This window comes from Paenibacillus naphthalenovorans (assembly GCF_001465255.1).
GTDB classification, from domain to species: domain Bacteria; phylum Bacillota; class Bacilli; order Paenibacillales; family NBRC-103111; genus Paenibacillus_G; species Paenibacillus_G naphthalenovorans.
In genome coordinates this window covers 2,710,940-2,727,635 of record NZ_CP013652.1, presented here as the reverse complement: position 1 = coordinate 2,727,635, position 16,696 = coordinate 2,710,940, and the positions used below count along the sequence as shown (strand labels likewise).

General features: G+C 51.6%; 15 protein-coding genes and 1 pseudogene. 11 read left to right on the top strand and 5 right to left on the bottom strand.

All coding sequences use genetic code 11. From position 1 onward, the window contains the following. The first annotated feature begins 14 nt into the window (after positions 1-14). The 6 genes from ruvX to IJ22_RS13470 all read left to right on the top strand — a co-directional run bounded on the left by ruvX (position 15) and on the right by IJ22_RS13470 (position 4,560). Positions 15-437, top strand: a complete 423-nt coding sequence (gene ruvX / locus IJ22_RS13495; RefSeq protein WP_054819001.1) for a Holliday junction resolvase RuvX — start codon at positions 15-17, stop codon at positions 435-437. A 6-nt stretch (positions 438-443) separates the two neighbouring features. Further along, positions 444-767 carry a DUF1292 domain-containing protein gene (locus IJ22_RS13490; protein WP_054819000.1) on the top strand — a complete coding sequence of 108 codons (324 nt, stop codon included), beginning with the start codon at positions 444-446 and terminating at the stop codon, positions 765-767. A gap of 30 nt (positions 768-797) precedes the next feature. Beyond that, entirely contained in the window at positions 798-1,097 is a 300-nt protein-coding gene (locus IJ22_RS13485; protein WP_373864973.1) for a DUF1292 domain-containing protein, read from the top strand. A gap of 117 nt (positions 1,098-1,214) precedes the next feature. Next, complete coding sequence (gene mltG / locus IJ22_RS13480) at positions 1,215-2,273, top strand: endolytic transglycosylase MltG (protein WP_082660806.1); 1,059 nt, start codon at positions 1,215-1,217, stop codon at positions 2,271-2,273. Between the two features lie 27 nt (positions 2,274-2,300). Further along, a complete protein-coding gene (locus tag IJ22_RS13475) occupies positions 2,301-3,242 on the top strand; it encodes a peptidase U32 family protein (protein ID WP_054818998.1) in 942 nt (313 codons plus the stop codon). Between the two features lie 34 nt (positions 3,243-3,276). Continuing rightward, positions 3,277-4,560 carry a peptidase U32 family protein gene (locus tag IJ22_RS13470; RefSeq protein WP_062409193.1) on the top strand — a complete coding sequence of 428 codons (1,284 nt, stop codon included), beginning with the start codon at positions 3,277-3,279 and terminating at the stop codon, positions 4,558-4,560. Positions 4,561-4,715: 155 nt separating this feature from the next. Here the strand turns inward: IJ22_RS13470 and IJ22_RS25770 are convergent. Continuing rightward, a pseudogene (locus IJ22_RS25770) lies at positions 4,716-4,868 on the bottom strand (transposase); the annotation flags it as partial. Between the two features lie 480 nt (positions 4,869-5,348). Here IJ22_RS25770 and IJ22_RS13465 point away from each other — a divergent pair. Both IJ22_RS13465 and IJ22_RS13460 read left to right on the top strand, forming a co-directional pair. Then, positions 5,349-7,526, top strand: coding sequence for a methyl-accepting chemotaxis protein (locus IJ22_RS13465; protein ID WP_235594125.1), 2,178 nt, complete (start codon positions 5,349-5,351; stop codon positions 7,524-7,526). Between the two features lie 127 nt (positions 7,527-7,653). Next, the gene (locus IJ22_RS13460; protein WP_062409192.1) at positions 7,654-9,459 is read left to right on the top strand and encodes a peptidoglycan D,D-transpeptidase FtsI family protein; all 1,806 of its coding nucleotides are present in this window, start codon (positions 7,654-7,656) and stop codon (positions 9,457-9,459) included. Between the two features lie 2 nt (positions 9,460-9,461). Here the strand turns inward: IJ22_RS13460 and IJ22_RS13455 are convergent, their stop codons facing one another. The 3 genes from IJ22_RS13455 to IJ22_RS13445 all read right to left on the bottom strand — a co-directional run bounded on the left by IJ22_RS13455 (position 9,462) and on the right by IJ22_RS13445 (position 12,996). Beyond that, positions 9,462-10,745: an ATP-binding protein gene (locus IJ22_RS13455; protein WP_062409191.1), complete on the bottom strand. Its 1,284-nt coding sequence runs from the start codon at positions 10,743-10,745 to the stop codon at positions 9,462-9,464. A 180-nt stretch (positions 10,746-10,925) separates the two neighbouring features. Beyond that, a complete protein-coding gene (locus IJ22_RS13450) occupies positions 10,926-11,870 on the bottom strand; it encodes an NAD-dependent epimerase/dehydratase family protein (RefSeq protein WP_054820175.1) in 945 nt (314 codons plus the stop codon). Between the two features lie 64 nt (positions 11,871-11,934). Beyond that, positions 11,935-12,996: a metallophosphoesterase family protein gene (locus IJ22_RS13445; protein ID WP_062409190.1), complete on the bottom strand. Its 1,062-nt coding sequence runs from the start codon at positions 12,994-12,996 to the stop codon at positions 11,935-11,937. A 230-nt stretch (positions 12,997-13,226) separates the two neighbouring features. Here IJ22_RS13445 and IJ22_RS13440 point away from each other — a divergent pair, with 230 nt between their 5' ends. From IJ22_RS13440 to IJ22_RS13430, 3 genes are all read left to right on the top strand, one after another. Further along, positions 13,227-14,453, top strand: coding sequence for a DUF2157 domain-containing protein (locus IJ22_RS13440; RefSeq protein WP_054820174.1), 1,227 nt, complete (start codon positions 13,227-13,229; stop codon positions 14,451-14,453). Continuing rightward, entirely contained in the window at positions 14,446-14,988 is a 543-nt protein-coding gene (locus IJ22_RS13435) for a GDYXXLXY domain-containing protein (protein ID WP_082660804.1), read from the top strand. Before IJ22_RS13440 ends, IJ22_RS13435 begins: the two co-directional genes overlap by 8 nt. A 111-nt stretch (positions 14,989-15,099) precedes the next feature. Further along, entirely contained in the window at positions 15,100-15,933 is an 834-nt protein-coding gene (locus IJ22_RS13430; protein ID WP_054820173.1) for a lipoate--protein ligase family protein, read from the top strand. Positions 15,934-15,945: 12 nt separating this feature from the next. On the opposite strand, the gene IJ22_RS13425 is transcribed toward IJ22_RS13430, so the two are convergent. Then, positions 15,946-16,674, bottom strand: a complete 729-nt coding sequence (locus IJ22_RS13425; RefSeq protein ID WP_062409189.1) for an alpha/beta hydrolase — start codon at positions 16,672-16,674, stop codon at positions 15,946-15,948. Between the last annotated feature and the right edge of the window lie 22 nt (positions 16,675-16,696).

Genomic DNA, 16,696 nt, shown 5'->3' with positions numbered 1-16,696 from the left:
CGATTGGAGCAGCTATGCGTTACATGGGATTAGATTACGGTGACAAGACGATCGGTGTCGCTGTCAGTGATGAGCTCGGCTGGACGGCACAAGGGCTTGAGGTGATCCGCCGAACGACGGCACAGCGGGATATGGACCGTATCAAAGCGTTGGTTCAGCAGTACGGGGTAACGGAAGTTGTGGTCGGGCTTCCGAAAAATATGAACAACACGATCGGACCCCGTGGGGAAATTTGCATCGCATTTTCTAAAGAACTGCATGAAACCCTACAAATGCCGGTGCATTTGTGGGACGAACGGCTGACGACGGCTGCGGCGCAGCGAACGCTGCTGGAGGCGGACGTCAGCCGCAAGAAACGGAAACAGGTCGTTGACAAGATGGCTGCTGCACTCATTTTGCAAGGATTCATGGATTCCCAATCTTACTCGAAGAGGTGATGGACTGTGTCCCAGAAGGATCAAGGTTCCAATCAGGAACAAGTGCTTGAAGAGCCGGAAATTATTTATATTCCCGATGATGAAGGCAATGAAGAAGAATTTGAAGTGATCATGAAATTTGAAGTGGACGGCTCGGACAATAAGTACATGATGGTTGTTCCTGTCGATGCCGATGAGGAATCCGACGAAGTGTATGCGTTCCGTTATGAAGAAGACGGCGACGACCTGCAGCTGTATACGATTGAAGATGAAGACGAATGGAATATCGTGGAGGAAACCTTCAATACGCTGATGGACGAATTCGACGAAGATGAGGAAGAGTCCAAGTAATCTGCGAAAGGAGGCCTTCATTTGAACCGCATGTCGGAAGCCGAACCTACACGTCAGTTGCGGGAAGTCTACGGAAATGATATTATTTTGTATGACGAGCATCAGGAATCCGTTGTTTACCGCATCGTCTCCGAGCTGATCGTAAACGGTCAGGCCTATGCTATGCTGGAAAAAGCGAAGCCAGGCAAGGATGACGAGCCGGAAGTGTACCGCGTATCACGCAAGGACGATGGAGAACTGGAGCTCGAAACGATCGAAGACGACGATGAATGGGAGAATATCTCCGAGCTCTTCGACGAATGGACTTTTCCGGCTGACGAACAGTTGTAAGCATACAACTTTTTACCTAATGCGTTGCCTGGAGCGGAGATAATCCGCTCTTTTTCGTTTGTTTTGCCGGGCTTGAAGAAGGGGCGGGATAGCATCATTGTGGAGAGAAGAAGGTCGATGAAACGTATCGTCTTATCGGGACTGATTATTATTATATTCCTGATGGCCGGGGCCGGAGCCGGTCTTGCTTTATATGTGGTGAAAGCGTTGGAGCCCATGCCGCCATCGGCGGAAGCGCAGCGGATTTCTTTCCCTCCGGGAACCGGAGTGGCGCAGCTGGCTCTGGAGCTCGAACAAAAGGGGATCGTGCGCAATGCCCGCATTTTTACATGGTACCTGAAGTATAAGCGGGAGGGCGCACGCTTCCAGGCGGGAGAATACGACATGACGCCGGGGATCTCGCCGGATGAGATTATCGGTCAGCTGAATCGGGGAGAGACGGTCAAGGAAGCGGGACTGCGGCTTACCGTTCCTGAGGGTTTTACGCTGCGGCAGATCGCCGAGAAGCTGGAGGCGGAACACGGAATGGACAGCACGGCCTTCCTCCAGGCGGCGCAAAGCTATAAAGCTGCGGAAGGAACGGTTGGAGCGTCTATTCCGGAGGATGCATCCATCCGTTATCGGCTTGAGGGATATCTGTTTCCCGAGACGTATGAATGGAAGAAGGACGCCGATGCGAATGAGATGATCGCCTCGATGATGCAGGAGCTCGACAAACGGCTCGCCCAGCTGCCGCAGGACTGGAAAGAAGTCATGGCGCAGCGAAATTTGACGTTCCATCAGATGCTGACCATCGCATCGCTGATTGAAAGGGAAGTGGTGGTGGACGAAGAGCGGCCTATTGTCAGCGGAATTATTCATAACCGTCTAAAGCAAGGCATGCCGCTGCAAATTGACGCCACGGTTCAATATTTATTCGATAAACAAAGGGAACGGCTGCTTTTCCAGGATTTGCTTATCGAAAGCCCATACAACACGTATTTGAATAAGGGGCTTCCGCCAGGCCCGATTGCAAGCCCGAGTCTTGCTTCCATTCAGGCGGCCATTTATCCGGCAGAGACCAACTATTTGTTTTATGTGACCAAGAAGGACGGGACCAGGAGGCATTTGTTCGCCGAAACGTTCGAGCAGCATAATAAAAATATTGCCGAGAGCAACAAGACGGGCAATCCGTGATTCTAGATAAAGCAGGTGAGGCTGAAGATGAAGAAACCCGAGCTTTTGATCTCCTCAGGCTCCGCCGAAGAGGCTCAGCGCTACATTAAAGCCGGAGCGGACGCCGTGGTTGTCGGCGAGCACAAGTTTGGCATACGGCTCCCGGGAGAAGTGACAACAGAGGAGCTTCGCAGGCTTGTTCCCTGGGCTCACGGGCATGGGGCTAAAGTGTATGTCGCGGTAAATAATATTATGGATAATGGTGTGCTTCCCGATTTGGAGGCTTATTTGAGCAAGCTGCAAGAGATCGGGCCCGATGCGCTTGTCTTCGGCGATCCGGCTGTGTTAATGGCTGTCCGCAGCGCCGCACCCGGGATGCCGCTGCATTGGAACGCGGAGATGACATCTACGAATTATGCCACCGCCCGGTACTGGAGACGTAAGGGCGCCGTACGGATGGTGCTGGCCCGCGAACTGAACCTGGAGGAGACGATCGATATCAAGCGGCAGCTGGCCGATGAAATGGAAGTGCAGGTACAGGTGCACGGCATGACGAATATTTATCATTCCAAGCGGAGCCTGCTCACGATTTATAAAGAGCATCGGGGAAGGCCCGAGGAACTGCAAAAGTTGTCGCTGGGAATGGAAGAAGGGCTGTTCCTGATCGAACAGGAACGCCAGGACGAACGTTATCCGGTTTATGAGGATGAGAACGGTACGCACATTATGAGCTCGGATGATATCTGCATGCTGGATAGTCTTCACGAGCTGATGGAGGGCGAAATCGACAGCTTCAAGGTGGAGGGGCTGCTCAAATCCGCCGAGTACAATGAAACGGTGATCCGAAGCTACCGGCAAGCGATCGACGCTTATGTCGCGGATCCGGAACGCTACGAATTCAATGAAGAGTGGCTGGACGCGATCCGCGCGCTGCAGGATCCTCGGCGTGAGCTTTCTTACGGGTTTTTCTTTAAAGAGCAAGTGTATTAAATCGATCAAAAGAAATCAAAGCGAGGTGGAAATGATGACATTATTGCAGCAGGATCTGCTGGGCAAGCGCATCCGGCTCGAGAAGCCGGAGCTGCTGGCGCCGGCGGGCAGCTTGGAGAAGTTAAAATTTGCCGTCCATTACGGTGCGGATGCGGTATATATCGGCGGCCAGCAGTACGGTCTTCGTTCGAATGCGGACAACTTTACGTTCGAAGAGATGCGGGAAGGCGTCAAGTTTGCCGAAAAGTACGGGGCCAAAGTATTTGTGGCTACCAACATTTTTGCTCATAACGAGGATTTGCCTGGTCTCGAAGAATATTTAAAGGGAATTCAGGATGCCGGGGTTCATGCCATCATCGTTGCGGATCCGGTCATTATCGAAACGTGCAAACGCGTGGCGCCGCGGCTTGAGATTCATCTAAGCACGCAGCAGTCCACGATGAACCGTCAGGCCGTACAGTTCTGGAAGGAAGACGGAGTGGACCGTGTCGTATTGGCCAGGGAAGCTACGATGGAAGAGATCCTGGAGATCAAAAAACATGTGGATATCGAAATCGAGGTATTCGTGCATGGCGCGATGTGCAGCTCCTACTCGGGCCGCTGTGTGCTCTCGAACCATTTTACCGACCGCGATTCCAACCGCGGCGGGTGCTGTCAGTCGTGCCGCTGGAAGTACGATTTGTTCACGTCTCAAGAGGATGTGGAGCAGGAGATCGGCATGAAGGAGATCCCGCTGTTCCAGGAAGGAGACAACCCGTTCTCCATGAGCTCCAAGGATTTGTGTATGATCGAGCATGTGCCGGAACTGATTCGTGCGGGCGTCGACAGCTTCAAGATCGAAGGACGGATGAAGAGCGTACACTATGTGGCAACGGTAGTGAACGCTTATCGACAGGCGATTGATGCGTATTTTGCCGATCCGGAGCATTACGAGATGAAACCGGAATGGCTTTACGAGATTCAAAAAGCGGCTAACCGGCCGCTGAACACAGGCTTCTTCTATGGCGAGCCGGACCACGAAGACCATATCTTTGAGCCGGAGGACAAGGCTGCGCCGTACGATTTTGTTGGCGTAGTTACGGATTACGATGCCAATACGCAAACGGCGCTCATACAGCAGCGCAACCATTTTAAACCGGGTCAAGAGGTGGAGTTTTTCGGACCCAAGGGAACGTTCTTTAAGCAGATCGTTCCCGAGCTGCGTACGGAGGACGGTCAACCGATTGATGCGGCACGCCACCCGCTGCAGCTTATTCGAATGAAGGTGGACCGGCCGGTTCAACCGCTGGATCTGATGAGAAAGAAGATAGGCAAATAAACAGAAGGTATGGCATAAAAGGGGCCGTCCCATAAGTAGCTTTTAGCTACGCAGGGACGGCCCTGTTTTCTTAACTTCTCGTTTCCATACAGAAAAAAAGGTCGAGTAGGGGGCTATACGTACTCTCTTACTCGACCTTTTTGGTTCATCGCCGCTCACTTTAATAAATTATGGGCAAGGGAAAGCCACCCGACCTCCAGGCTCACTTTGGGCAAGCCGCGAAGCAGGAGACGCCGGAAGTTCCGGTTGTTTTTCATTTGTCCAAACACACTCTCCGGTTCGATCATACGTCGAACCGACAACGCGTAGCAAGAAAAAAAGTGAGGGCAAGCCCCGTAAAGTAGCCGTGATCGCTTGCGCCAACAAGTTATTACATCACGTCTACGCTTTGCTAAAAAAAGGGCACCCTACACTTCATAAAACACCAATTATAAGTATAAACAACCATAAACTTCCATTGTATGGAGGTTTATTTGTCATGCTTAGAAAATAGTATACAAACTATTTATCTGTCAAGCAATCAAAAGTATTGACAAACCATTGGCTGGTTTTTATTGATAGTCTAAAAAGACTATAAATTTTTTGTTGATTTGTCCCGATATATAATAAGTCAGCTGTGTTTTTTGTCATATTCGCTGGAAAACTCTTTTATTAGATTGGGGCGATAGAACTATATTTTTTTGAATTATGCAGGAAAAAGAAAAGGATTATGGCTAAACTTGTCGAATACGTACAAGTTGTGTTTTTACACATTCAGCTAACTATACCAAATCTAGGTGGTGGTCTCTGTGAAGAACTACTGGTCTTCACTCAAAGCCAGCCTGCAAAAAGCCGGCAAAGCATTTACAGCACAGATTCGTTTGAAATTTTCCAACAGGCGTAACCGTCAAGGGGCGCCCAATGCTTCACGTGCCATCGATGCGATAAAGGGGATCAGGTTGAATAACTTGTTCAAATCGGTTGGAACAAAGCTGTTTATCATTTTTCTTTTGAGTATCTGGTTTTTCGTCTTGAGCGTGGGTTTCATTTCTTATTTCATTTCCAAAGACGTGATTCAAAGAAAGGTGGCCGAAGCCTCCGAACAGACGATTGTTCAAGCGGGGCAAAAGCTGGATATTCTGTACAATACATATGAAGATTTATCCATGCAAATTTTAATCGACGAAGATCTGAGGAACGTGCTGAAGGAGTTGAATCAGCTAGACAAAAACAGCTATGAATATCTCGTGCTTCGTCAAAAGCTTGGAGAAAGGCTAAACGTATATTCATATTCGAATAAAGCCATTACCTCCATACAATTAATGAATTCCGCCGGAGATCCGTTGGCAGGGTCAGGAGGCACCCTTAAAAGCGAGGGCTTGGGACAAGAAAGCTGGTTCAAATCTATCCTGGACAACAACGGAGCCGTTTCCTGGCTGGGGACCAAGCAGGGCGGATTCTCACAAAACGTCGGAGTCCCCGGTGCGGCCAGCTTCGCATTGGGACGGCTGTTGAAGGTTACCAACGATTATCATGTGGTCTTGTTGATGGAGATCAATCTGGACGTCATTGATAAAGAATTAAGCTCCATTAATATGGGCGAAGGCGGAAGAACGATTATTGCCGGTCCGAATATGGAATTGATTTATCATGCAGATCGGACGACCATCGGAAATGACAGCAATCTCGGCGTTGCCAAGGAATCGTTTGAAAATGACATGGGCAGGCTGCTCAGCGACAATAAAAACATGCAGCTGGTGTACTACAAATCCCAAAAGAACCATTGGCTGCTCGTGGGCGAGATGCCTGTGGACGAGCTAGTCAAAGACGCCAAAACGATATCCAATATGACTTGGCTGATGACCGCTGTCGCAGCGGTGATTTCAGTCATCATCGGTTATTTTATCGCCCAAATGATCGGAAGGCCGATCATTATGCTCCGGAACTTGATGAAACAGGGAGAGCAGGGAGATTTAAGAGTCCGGATGACGGTCAAACGGAATGATGAAATCGGCCAGCTGGGTGAAAGCTTCAATCAAATGATGGAGAAAATCACCGGACTCGTGCAGCAAACCAATCAGTCTGCGCAGGATGTGCTCAATACCGCCGGTGAATTGTCCGAGGCTTCGAAGCAGACGGCCATTTCCGCCAAGGAGATCGCCGTCGCAACGGAGGAAATAGCCAACGGGGCATCCAGCCTGGCTGCGGAATCGGAGCGGGGGAATGAATTAACCCACAACATCGGCTTGCAAATGAAAAACGTGGTGGATGCGAACATCGTTATGGGCTCATCCGCATCGGAAGTTCAGAAGTCGAGTAAACAAGGGATTGAATATATGTCCCAGTTGATCGGCAAGACGAATACGACGGAAGCGATGACCCGGGAAATGGTGGAGAAGGTAGATAACCTGAAGGACAGCACCAGCTCCATCCGAAAAATTCTGGAAATGCTGAACAATATTACGAAGCAAACGAACATCCTGTCCTTAAATGCGACCATCGAGGCGGCCAGAGCGGGTGCGGCAGGCAAAGGATTCATGGTGGTAGCCGACGAAATCCGCAAGCTCGCGGATCAGTCCCGTCAATCGATTGCGGTTGTGGGTGAAATTACCGAGAAGATACAAAAGGAGATAGATGAAACGGTAAGCGTACTTTCCCAGGCTTATCCGATATTCCAGGAGCAGATTCAATCCGTTAAAGAGGCGGATTCCATCTTCAAGCAGGTTGATTCGCAAATGGGCGGGTTGATTGACAGGCTCTCGGAAGTGACGGAATCGATCAGCCAATTGGAATCTTCGCAAATGATATTGAATGACGCGATGACGAATGTGAGCGCTGTGGCGCAGCAATCGTCAGCGACCTCGGAGGAGGTTGCTTCCTTAAGCTCGGAACAGCTGAACATCAGCAGCAGTCTTGTGAAGCTGTCAGACAAGCTCGAAGAGCTGTCCAATTCGTTGAAGGAGTCTCTTTCCAAATTCCAGGTATAGCCTAAAGCCTTTCCCTGTAAGCGGGGAAAGGCTTTTTTTTGCCGTCCATCGCCGTCAAGAAACGTTTGGAGCTCATGACAAATGAACATACTGTTACTAGATTACAGGCATTAAAGGAGATTCCGGCATGAATGACGAAACCGAGCTGAAAAAGCATCGCATGTTCCTTGCTTTACTTCTGATTGTCGGTCTTTTGGCCGTCTGGAACATCAGATTATTCTGGATTCAAGTCGTCGCCACCCGCAGCTTCACAGGCAGGGGCATCGATTTACTGGCGAACTCTGTGATTCAGCGGGAAAACGGAATAGTTCTGGACAGCGGCAGAGGAGATTTCGTTGACCGGAACGGCGATCCGCTCACCGGTAAAGAGTTGAAGGTGCTGACGGTGTTTCCTGTACGCGAGGAGGGCAGTGCGGGAGGACGGCGGGAGGAGTCGCTGAACCGGATTGCAGAATGGATGGGAATTCCGGGGAAAGAATGGCATATATTCGTCAGAGGGCTGAAATCACCGGAAATCTGGTCCGAATCGGGCCGGCCCGTCGCGCTTACGGATTCCCAGGCAGAGCGGATTGAAGCGCTCGGATTACCGGATGTCCGGGTGATGCGCTACAAGCAGCGATATGCACAGCAGCAGCCGGCAAGTCATGTCATCGGTTTTATCGGACAAAATCCGGAGCGGATCATGGAGCAGTTTTCAGGCCAAATCCAAAAGGGAGAGCTTCAGCTCACAAGTAAAATCGGGAATGCCGGTCTGGAGAAAACGTTTGATTATTGGCTGCAAGGCATCGGAGCTACCTCGGTTTCTTTATTTACCGACGGGATGAAGCGGCCTTTACCCGGTTTGGATGTGAGAATGATATCGCCCGACAATCCCTACTACCCGCTAAAAATGGTTACGACACTGAACAAAGGCATTCAGAGCCATATTGAATTTCAGATGGAGCGGCTCGGGATTGCGGAAGGAGCGGTTGTCGTGCTGGATATTCGGAACGCGGATACGGTAGCCATGGCAAGCCGTCCTTCGTTTCATCCCGGACACGTCGATCCGACAGAAGGCCATTGGAGCAATAGAGCACTAAAAGCAACCGTCCCGGGCTCGATATTCAAAACAGTGACGGCTGCTGCCGCGTTGGAAGAAAAAGCGGTGCATCCGGACGAAACGTTTGAATGCAACGGAGAGCTTGGAAAGTATGGATTCACCTGCTGGAAAAAGGGGGGACATGGACACTTGACGCTGGAGGAAGGCTTTGCGCAATCCTGCAACATCGTTTTTGCGGAAGCTGCGAAACGTATCGGCGCGGAGAAGCTGGAGCAATATGCGCAAAAGCTCGGGTTGGGGACTCTCGTGGGCTGGTCGGGAGCGGTGCCGGGACAAGCGGACTTCAGGCAGTGGGACGGAGAAGAGAAGGGACAGGTGTATCACCTTTCGACCGATAAAAGAGATGAGGGGGCTTTAGTGCAGACGGCGATCGGGCAGCGGGATGTCCAGGTGACTCCGCTCCAGGTGGCCAATCTGGTCGTAAGCTTATATGCGCAAGGAAAGGTACTCTCGCCGCGCATCGTCCAGGAAATCCGGTTTCAGAACGATCGGCTTCATACCTCTTTCCCTCCAAGAGGGCTTGCACCGGAAGGTGCCGCTCCGATCAGCCCTGATACGGCACAGCGGCTGCTCGCTTGGATGAAAGAGGTGGTAGACCATGGTACCGGTACGGCGCTGCAGGCGGCCAAATGGCCGCTTGCAGGCAAATCGGGAACGGCTCAATTGACCTTGAAGAACGGGAAGCCGGGAGAAAATCATTGGTTCATCGGGTATGGTCCTGCGGATCAGCCCCGTTACGCCGTTGCCGTTCTGGTACAGAATGTGCCGCAAGGATACGGCAACAAGTCCGTTCCTTTGTTCAAGGAAGTCATGGACATTCTTGCTGCTCCGTAAGTCTAGTGATAAGCGGATGAGTGCAGGGAAGGGATCAGAATGGAAAAACAGGTGCCTTTTCCTACTTCGCTTGTCACGTCTATGCGGCCCTGAATGTTCTGAATGGTCCGATAAGTAACCATCATGCCGAGTCCTGTTCCCTTAACGCGCGTAGAATAATATGGCGTCCCCAGCCGCCTTACCTCGTCGGCCGTCATCCCGACGCCGTGGTCGATGATATCGATACATACGGTTTGATTCTGTACTACGCCGACGAGCTGCAGCTTGCCTCCGCCCGGCATCGAATCAATTCCGTTCCTGCACAAGCAAACGATGCACTGCATGAATTTATCCGTATTGGCGCTGATCATCAGCTGATCCTGCAAATGCGTCTCGATGGTCACTCCTTTAAGCTCGGCATACGCTTGCAGCGACTCTACTGCGGCAGCAATAACCGTCTTGGCATCGAACAGCTGCGTTGCATCGAATTGCGGCTTGGCGAATGTCAGGTAGTCGTTGATGATGGATTGGGCTTTGTCCATTTCTTCCAAAACCAGTTGGTTGTAAAATTGGCGTTTGTCTTCGGGCAAATGGCTTTGGCTCATCATCTGCACAAAACCGCGAACAACGGTCAACGGATTGCGAATTTCATGGGCAAACGATGCCGCAAGCTCGCTCAGCATGTTCATCTGATCGTTGTGCTGTATTCGTTTACGCAGATCAAGGTTTTTCTTTATCTGGCGAATGGTATACACGACAAGGATCGAAGTGACCGTGAATATTAAACAGTATAAAGAAAAAAAGATGAAGAAATGACTGCCCACAGGAACACCTTGCAGCCACTGGGTTAACAGGGCGACAAAGGCCGATATAAGGGAGATCGCAAGTCCCAATAAGGCCCCCTTGACAGGGTGGAGCAGATTGGACGCATCGCCAAGCCTTTTTTGACAATACCACAGCAATATCAGAATAAAGCTTAATAATATCGGAAGCGTATGAAGATCGGAGCTGTTCAAGTGCCAGCCGTACCCCATGATGACGGCGGAAACGCCCAGCGCCGGAACCGGGCCGGCATAAAAAAAGCAGACTGCCAGCGGAATCATGCGGAAGTCGTAGCGGTAGTCCGGATGCCATTCTAACGGGTACGACATACTGAATACGGCAACCAAAGCACAAATAGCGGCTGCGATCCAATGTTTGCTTCTTTCGTCTGTTCGCTGCAGCCGGTCGATCCAAAAAAGCTGGTAAAGCAGTACGGGTGTTATAATAATAAACATGTGAAGCAAAAGTTGACAGATCAGATTCAAAAAACATCACCTTTTAAGGGTATAATCAAAAAACGTATATTCTTTCTTATTCGACAAAATCTTTTAAGTTCCTACATCATGCCAAAAAACCTTTTTCTAACCGAAACGCATACCGGTCTGAAAAAGGTTATTGCTGGAAGAACGGGAAAGCCTAAGGATGAGAGGAGCTCAAGAGACAAATCATTGTGGCGGACAGGATGAGTTCGATCCGTAGAGGCGGCTGTAGTATTCAATCGTTTCACGGAGTCCGCTGCGCAGCGTGACACGGGGCTCCCACCCAAGCTGTTCTTTGGCCGCCGTGTTGTCAAGCCGACTGTGGATGATGTCGCCGGCGCGCGGAGGCATGTAGCGGGGAGCGAACGGCTTGCCGCACAGCTCGCTCATTAGCTTCAGCAGATTATTTACCGAGGTCTGCTTATTCCAGCTGATGTTGTATATTCCTTTGCTCCCGCGTTCAACGGCCGCCAGGTTGGCGCTGACGATATCTTTGACATAAATGAAATCACGGGTTTGCTCGCCGTCCCCGAAAATAACGGTTTGCTGTCCTTGCAGCAGCTGATCCACGAAGACGGACACGACGCCGCCCTCTCCTTTGGGATCCTGACGAATTCCATATACATTGGCATAGCGTAATATGGTGTAATCGATTCCGAATAAATGAGAGAAGATCTCAATGTAATGCTCTGGCGTTTGCTTGGAAATGCCGTAAAAGGAAATCGGGCGGAGTGGATGCCCTTCATCCGCTCCAAGATACTCCGGAGGTCCGTACACAGCGGCAGAAGAAGCATAGATCAGTTTGCGCACTTTATGCTCGCGGCATTGCTCCAGCAGGGCAAGGGTACCCAGAATATTGACTTTTGCATCGAGCAGCGGACGCTCCATGGAAGTTTGCACGTCGATTTGCGCCGCGTGATGAATGACCATATCCGGTTTGGCTTGCTCAAAAACAGCTCCGAGCTGATCCCCTGTAATGTCGATAAGATGAAATATTGCCTTGGGATTCACGTTCTCCCGACGGCCTGTCGTTAAATTATCGACAACATGCACCCGATGTCCCGAATCGATGAGCGCATCCACGATATGTGAGCCAATAAAACCCGCGCCTCCGGTGACCACAAAATTCATTTTCTATTCCTCCAAAGTATAAAATACAATATCGTGAATGGAGGCCAATCACGCCGCACGTTGCTCAGGTTGACTTGCCCGGAAGCAGAGGAACCTTCCAATGCGCTTCTTCGATCCAAGTCCGGGTACTGAATTCCCGTCCGCGAATCACGACTTCATGCGGGTATACCTGTACGTACATTCCCTGTACCGGCGTTCCCGATTGACCGGGGACGGGCCTTGTTTTGCCTACCGAGGCATTGTTGAACCAGTGAAAGGTGTTCTGCCGGTTGTAATGGTCTTCTCCGACAAAGTTGCGGTGACTGTGTCCGGACAGCACGAAGACGTTGATGTAAGGCTCCAGAATGGCGCGGAATCGCTTGGCGCGAATCAACCGATGCGTACCGCCGTCCGTGCCCGGCTCCGGAAGCGGTTGATGGATAAAGACAAAAGCGGGCCGCCCGTCTTTGTGGGCTTTCATCGTTTCTTCAAACCAAGCCAGCTGTTCGTCGGAATACCATGCTCCTTCTCCGACCTCGGGCGTTTCCTGAACGTAAGTCTCCTGGGACAGCATGATGAGATGAACGCCCTTGATCCATACCTCATGATAAGGTTTGTCCTTATACCCGATAAACCGCATAAACCGCTCGCGTGACATGGCGTCCGTTTTGCCGTTGGGCATCGTCTCCGTAGAGAAAGCTCCTTTGGCGTTCAGCCATATATCGTAATAATCGTGGTTGCCCATATTCCCGTACAGCGGTGGAAGCTTATACTCATGGAGTATCGATTGCAGACGTTTGTACTCCGACTCTCTGCCGAAGTCTGTCAAATCGCCTCCCAGCACGATCGTGTCCACATCCGATTCGAACTTGCTGATGTCTTTCAGCGCCAAATGCAGTCTGCCGTCGAAGACGGAATCCGCCGCGGAAATGTGCAGATCGCTGAGCAGAAAGAAGGAAAGGACAGGGACGGAAAGATCGGAGGAAGCCGTCCGAGCCTCGGGCTGTTGGGAATGATTTCCTCCGGATTTGGTTTCAGTGTATGTATCCGAGGCGCCATTCCATATTTGAGATGCAGTCAGGGCGCCCCCTGACATCAACGTGAGGATGGCCAGCATCTGTTTGACAAAGAGTCTTCTGGACATCATATTCGGACTTTCCCTCCGGGTATTGTGCTAATTAGCTTCATTATAATGGAGCAGGCATAAAAATAGAATAAGCGTTTTGTAAATTTAATGTCGAACGCTGTAATAAATTCGCAGGCGAATGAACGGGTACTATAAGAAATTAGTACTTCCGTTCTTATCCGGCTTGGATATACTAAAATGAACAGGACCTTGCCGGCAGACAGGGTCCGGGACAAAAGGTGGTGTGACTTATGAGCAGAAAATGGGTGGAAAACCAAGCGCCTCTCTGGATCGAGCGGGGAATTGTAACCCGCGAGCAGGCGAATCAGATTCTGGATTTATATGAAGATAAAAAGCATGCCGTCGGTCTGCTTCCGATTCTCGGAAGCATTCTGCTCGGGCTTGGGATTTTGAGCTTTATTGCGGCCAATTGGCAGGATATTCCGCAGCTCGTCCGGTTGTGCCTGGTGATGGCGGCGATGGCGGGCTTCTACGTTGCGGGGGAGATCATGGTGCGCAGGGGCAGCGATAAGCTGGGCATCGCACTTGTCGCTCTCGGTGTTATTACCTTTGGCGGAGGCATCATCCTCATCGGTCAAATGTTTCATCTGATAGCTTACCATGCGGGAACGTTCATTTTGTGGTCGGCCGCGGGGGTGCTGGCAGCATTCCTCTACCGCAGCCGTTATTTATATTTGCTGAGCTTGCTGCTGGTCAATATTGCCCAGTGGTACAGTGTCAACGAGTTCGATACGTTCAGCTATACGGCTTTCGGTCTGCTGGTGCTGGCACTTGGGACTTATGTCTGGAAGCGGCGCAGCCATCTTCTGATATGGCTGTTCAGCTTCAGCGTAACGCTGCATCTGCTGATGTGGACGACGTCGGGGCAGATTCCGTTCCTGTGGATGTTCATTCCCGCTATGTCGCTTTATGTGCTGGGCGATTGGCTTGAGGAGCGCCGCGGCGGTTACGCACTGCAGTCGGCGCCGCTTACAGCCGCGTATATATTCGGTGTGTATATGGTCCTGTTCCCGGGCGAATGGAAAGACGGGATGATGGAGCAGCTTCGGCCGGAGCCGCTGTTTTATATCGGAGCACTGGTGCTTCTGTTCGCCGTTTCGCTCGCGGGCAAAATGAAGAACGGAAAAGCTCAAAGCGCGTTCGAATGGGTATTGCTGGTACCGTTTATTTACATGCCTTCGGGGATCGAATTGCTGTACCTTCTCTCGCTGTTCTTTTTCTCGCTGTATGTTTTATGGTGCGGGTATGCACAGGAGTGGCGCTTTAAAATCAACTTCGGCACGCTGCTCTTCATCTGCAGCACGCTGGTGGCTTATGGCAAATTGACTTGGGATTTCATGGACAAATCGCTGTTTTTCATCATCGGCGGAATGATTCTTCTCGGGCTTGGCTGGTTCCTGAACCGCCGGAAAAAACAGGTTTTGGACGATACGAAGGAGGGGATTCGGCATGAGTAACGGGAGCGCGGTTTCGGTAAAGCGCCGTTCCTTGCTTGTGTTTGGACTGGTGCTGCTGCAGGCGCTGGTGCTGGCCGGAGTCGCCGTATCGTATTATGCCGTCGGCTGGTTCGGTCAGGATGTCCGCGTCCGAACGGTGCCTGTCGATCCCAGAGATCTGCTGTATGGGGATTACGTGACCTTAAGTTATGACATCAGCCGGCTGGATCCCTCCTTATGGAAGGATCCCGGCAGCCGGGCGGAGCGGGGCAAAACGATTTTTGTAGTGGCGGCGCCCGGAGCCGATGGGCTGTTTGAGGCCAAGGCGGCCTATGGGTCGAAGCCCTCCGCCGGGCAGGGCGAGGTCGTCCTGAAAGGACGAATCAATTACAACTGGGACGATGCGATTGCCGTGAAATACGGGATTGAAAAATACTACGTTCCGGAGAACACAGGCCAGGCGTTGGAGGAGAAGGCGGACCGGTTGATTGTTCACCTGAAAGTGGCTCCATGGGGCCAAGCAGCGATTCAGGGGTTGGAGGACCGAAAAGACTGAGAGAAAGGGGGCGGATACGCGGATGCCCGCTTGCAACGGAGAGTGTTCCCTTTTACAATAGGGGGTATCTATTTTGAGACGACTTTGAGACGTACATAAAGGGGATAGATCATGAGCAAATTCACCGATCTGCTGATCCTTGATCGGTCCAACGATCTGACGGAACCGGATGTGCTATATCCTTTTGCCTTGGAGGAGCTGCTGTGCAGGCATGTCGGCGAGGGCGGAGCGCCGCTTGTTCATCTTTGGCGGCATCCCCGGGCGTTTGTCATGGGCCTGCGCGACAGCCGTTTGCCGGGAGCGGGGAAAGCAGCCGAATGGCTTGAAAGGGACGGCTATTCCGTGGCCGTGCGCAATTCCGGCGGTGCGGCCGTCCCGCTGGATCTCGGCGTTGTCAATCTATCGCTGATTCTGCCTAAACGCAGGCAGGGAGAAATTGATTTTCGCGATGACTTTGAGCGAATGGTCGAACTCATCCGGCTCACCCTGCAGGAAACCGGGGCGAGCGTGAGTACGGGTGAAGTCCAGGGCGCCTATTGTCCGGGTGATTTTGACCTGAGTATCGGCGGGCGCAAATTTTGCGGCATTGCCCAACGGCGTCAAGCGCACGCTTATGTAGTGCAGGCTTTTGTGGTGGCCGAAGGAACGGGCAGGCAAAAAGCGCGGCTGGCCCGCGAGTTTTATCAACGCGCATCGGATCAAGCGGGCGGCGGTTCGGATCACCCCCGGGTAACGGAGGAGAGCATGGCCAGCTTGGAGGAGCTTACCGGCATCGGCGGCGGCGCCGCGGCGAAGTTTGCCGACGGCGTCAAGCGGGTGATCCGTGACCGGCAAACTCCGGAAGGGATGGAGCGGGCCGCCTCCGGACTGTGGCTGCCTGAACGCGATCAGGTGATAGAGATGATCTGTATGCTGAAGCAGCGTTACGGCATACGAAAAGGATAGCGGCAGCTGCAATCACTTAAGAAATTGCTTCAGCATCCATGGCAGCTCGTTCTGCCAGAAGCCCCATATATGCTTCCCCGGCTTTTCCTCATAGTTGACCAAACAGCTTCTCGCTTCGAGAAGCTGTTTGGTTATTCGATTCGCTTCCACAAAATCGAAGCTCCCCCGATCCGTATGAACCTCTGTTTCATCCAACCCGATCACCATGGACACGTGCAGCCTGGATAAATCGTCCTCCTGCGCAATGCGGTCTCTTGTCGATTGGAAAAATGCGCCCGATAAGGATATAACTTTACAAAATAGGCTAGGATAATCTAAGGCGAGATGCAGGGATACGGTTGCACCCAGAGAATCGCCCGCGATCATCCGTTCGTTTAAGTCCGCCCGTACAGGGTAATGATGTTCAAGGTAGGGCACCAGCTCCCGGGCGAAAAAACGGCAGTATGCGGCAAACCGGCTGCCTTCGGGAGCGTATTCGGAGGTGCGGACCGACTTATCCACGTCCACGCCTACGATGATGGCCGGTTCTATATTCTCGTCATAAATCAAGCGGTTCATGGTGGTGGCGATCCGTCCGAAATTGAAAAAGTCTTCTCCGTCCTGACAGTAAATCACCGGGTATGACAGCAGCTCGTTGTAACCGGGCGGGAGATATATTCGCAAGGAGCGGTCTTCGCCGAGCTCAGCCGAAGATATCGTTTCTTTTACAATGGTCCGTTTGTAGTACAAGCTTTCGTCCATGATAGCCATCCCCTTTGTATTA

Bases quoted from the DNA above. Each gene is read 5' to 3' on its own strand.
- ruvX (WP_054819001.1), top strand. From the start codon at position 15: ATGCGTTACATGGGATTAGATTACGGTGACAAGACGATCGGTGTCGCT.
- IJ22_RS13485 (WP_373864973.1), top strand. From the start codon at position 798: ATGTCGGAAGCCGAACCTACACGTCAGTTGCGGGAAGTCTACGGAAAT.
- mltG (WP_082660806.1), top strand. From the start codon at position 1,215: ATGAAACGTATCGTCTTATCGGGACTGATTATTATTATATTCCTGATG.
- IJ22_RS13475 (WP_054818998.1), top strand. From the start codon at position 2,301: ATGAAGAAACCCGAGCTTTTGATCTCCTCAGGCTCCGCCGAAGAGGCT.
- IJ22_RS13470 (WP_062409193.1), top strand. From the start codon at position 3,277: ATGACATTATTGCAGCAGGATCTGCTGGGCAAGCGCATCCGGCTCGAG.
- IJ22_RS13460 (WP_062409192.1), top strand. From the start codon at position 7,654: ATGAATGACGAAACCGAGCTGAAAAAGCATCGCATGTTCCTTGCTTTA.
- IJ22_RS13450 (WP_054820175.1), bottom strand. From the start codon at position 11,870: ATGAATTTTGTGGTCACCGGAGGCGCGGGTTTTATTGGCTCACATATC.
- IJ22_RS13445 (WP_062409190.1), bottom strand. From the start codon at position 12,996: ATGATGTCCAGAAGACTCTTTGTCAAACAGATGCTGGCCATCCTCACG.
- IJ22_RS13440 (WP_054820174.1), top strand. From the start codon at position 13,227: ATGAGCAGAAAATGGGTGGAAAACCAAGCGCCTCTCTGGATCGAGCGG.
- IJ22_RS13435 (WP_082660804.1), top strand. From the start codon at position 14,446: ATGAGTAACGGGAGCGCGGTTTCGGTAAAGCGCCGTTCCTTGCTTGTG.
- IJ22_RS13430 (WP_054820173.1), top strand. From the start codon at position 15,100: ATGAGCAAATTCACCGATCTGCTGATCCTTGATCGGTCCAACGATCTG.
- IJ22_RS13425 (WP_062409189.1), bottom strand. From the start codon at position 16,674: ATGGACGAAAGCTTGTACTACAAACGGACCATTGTAAAAGAAACGATA.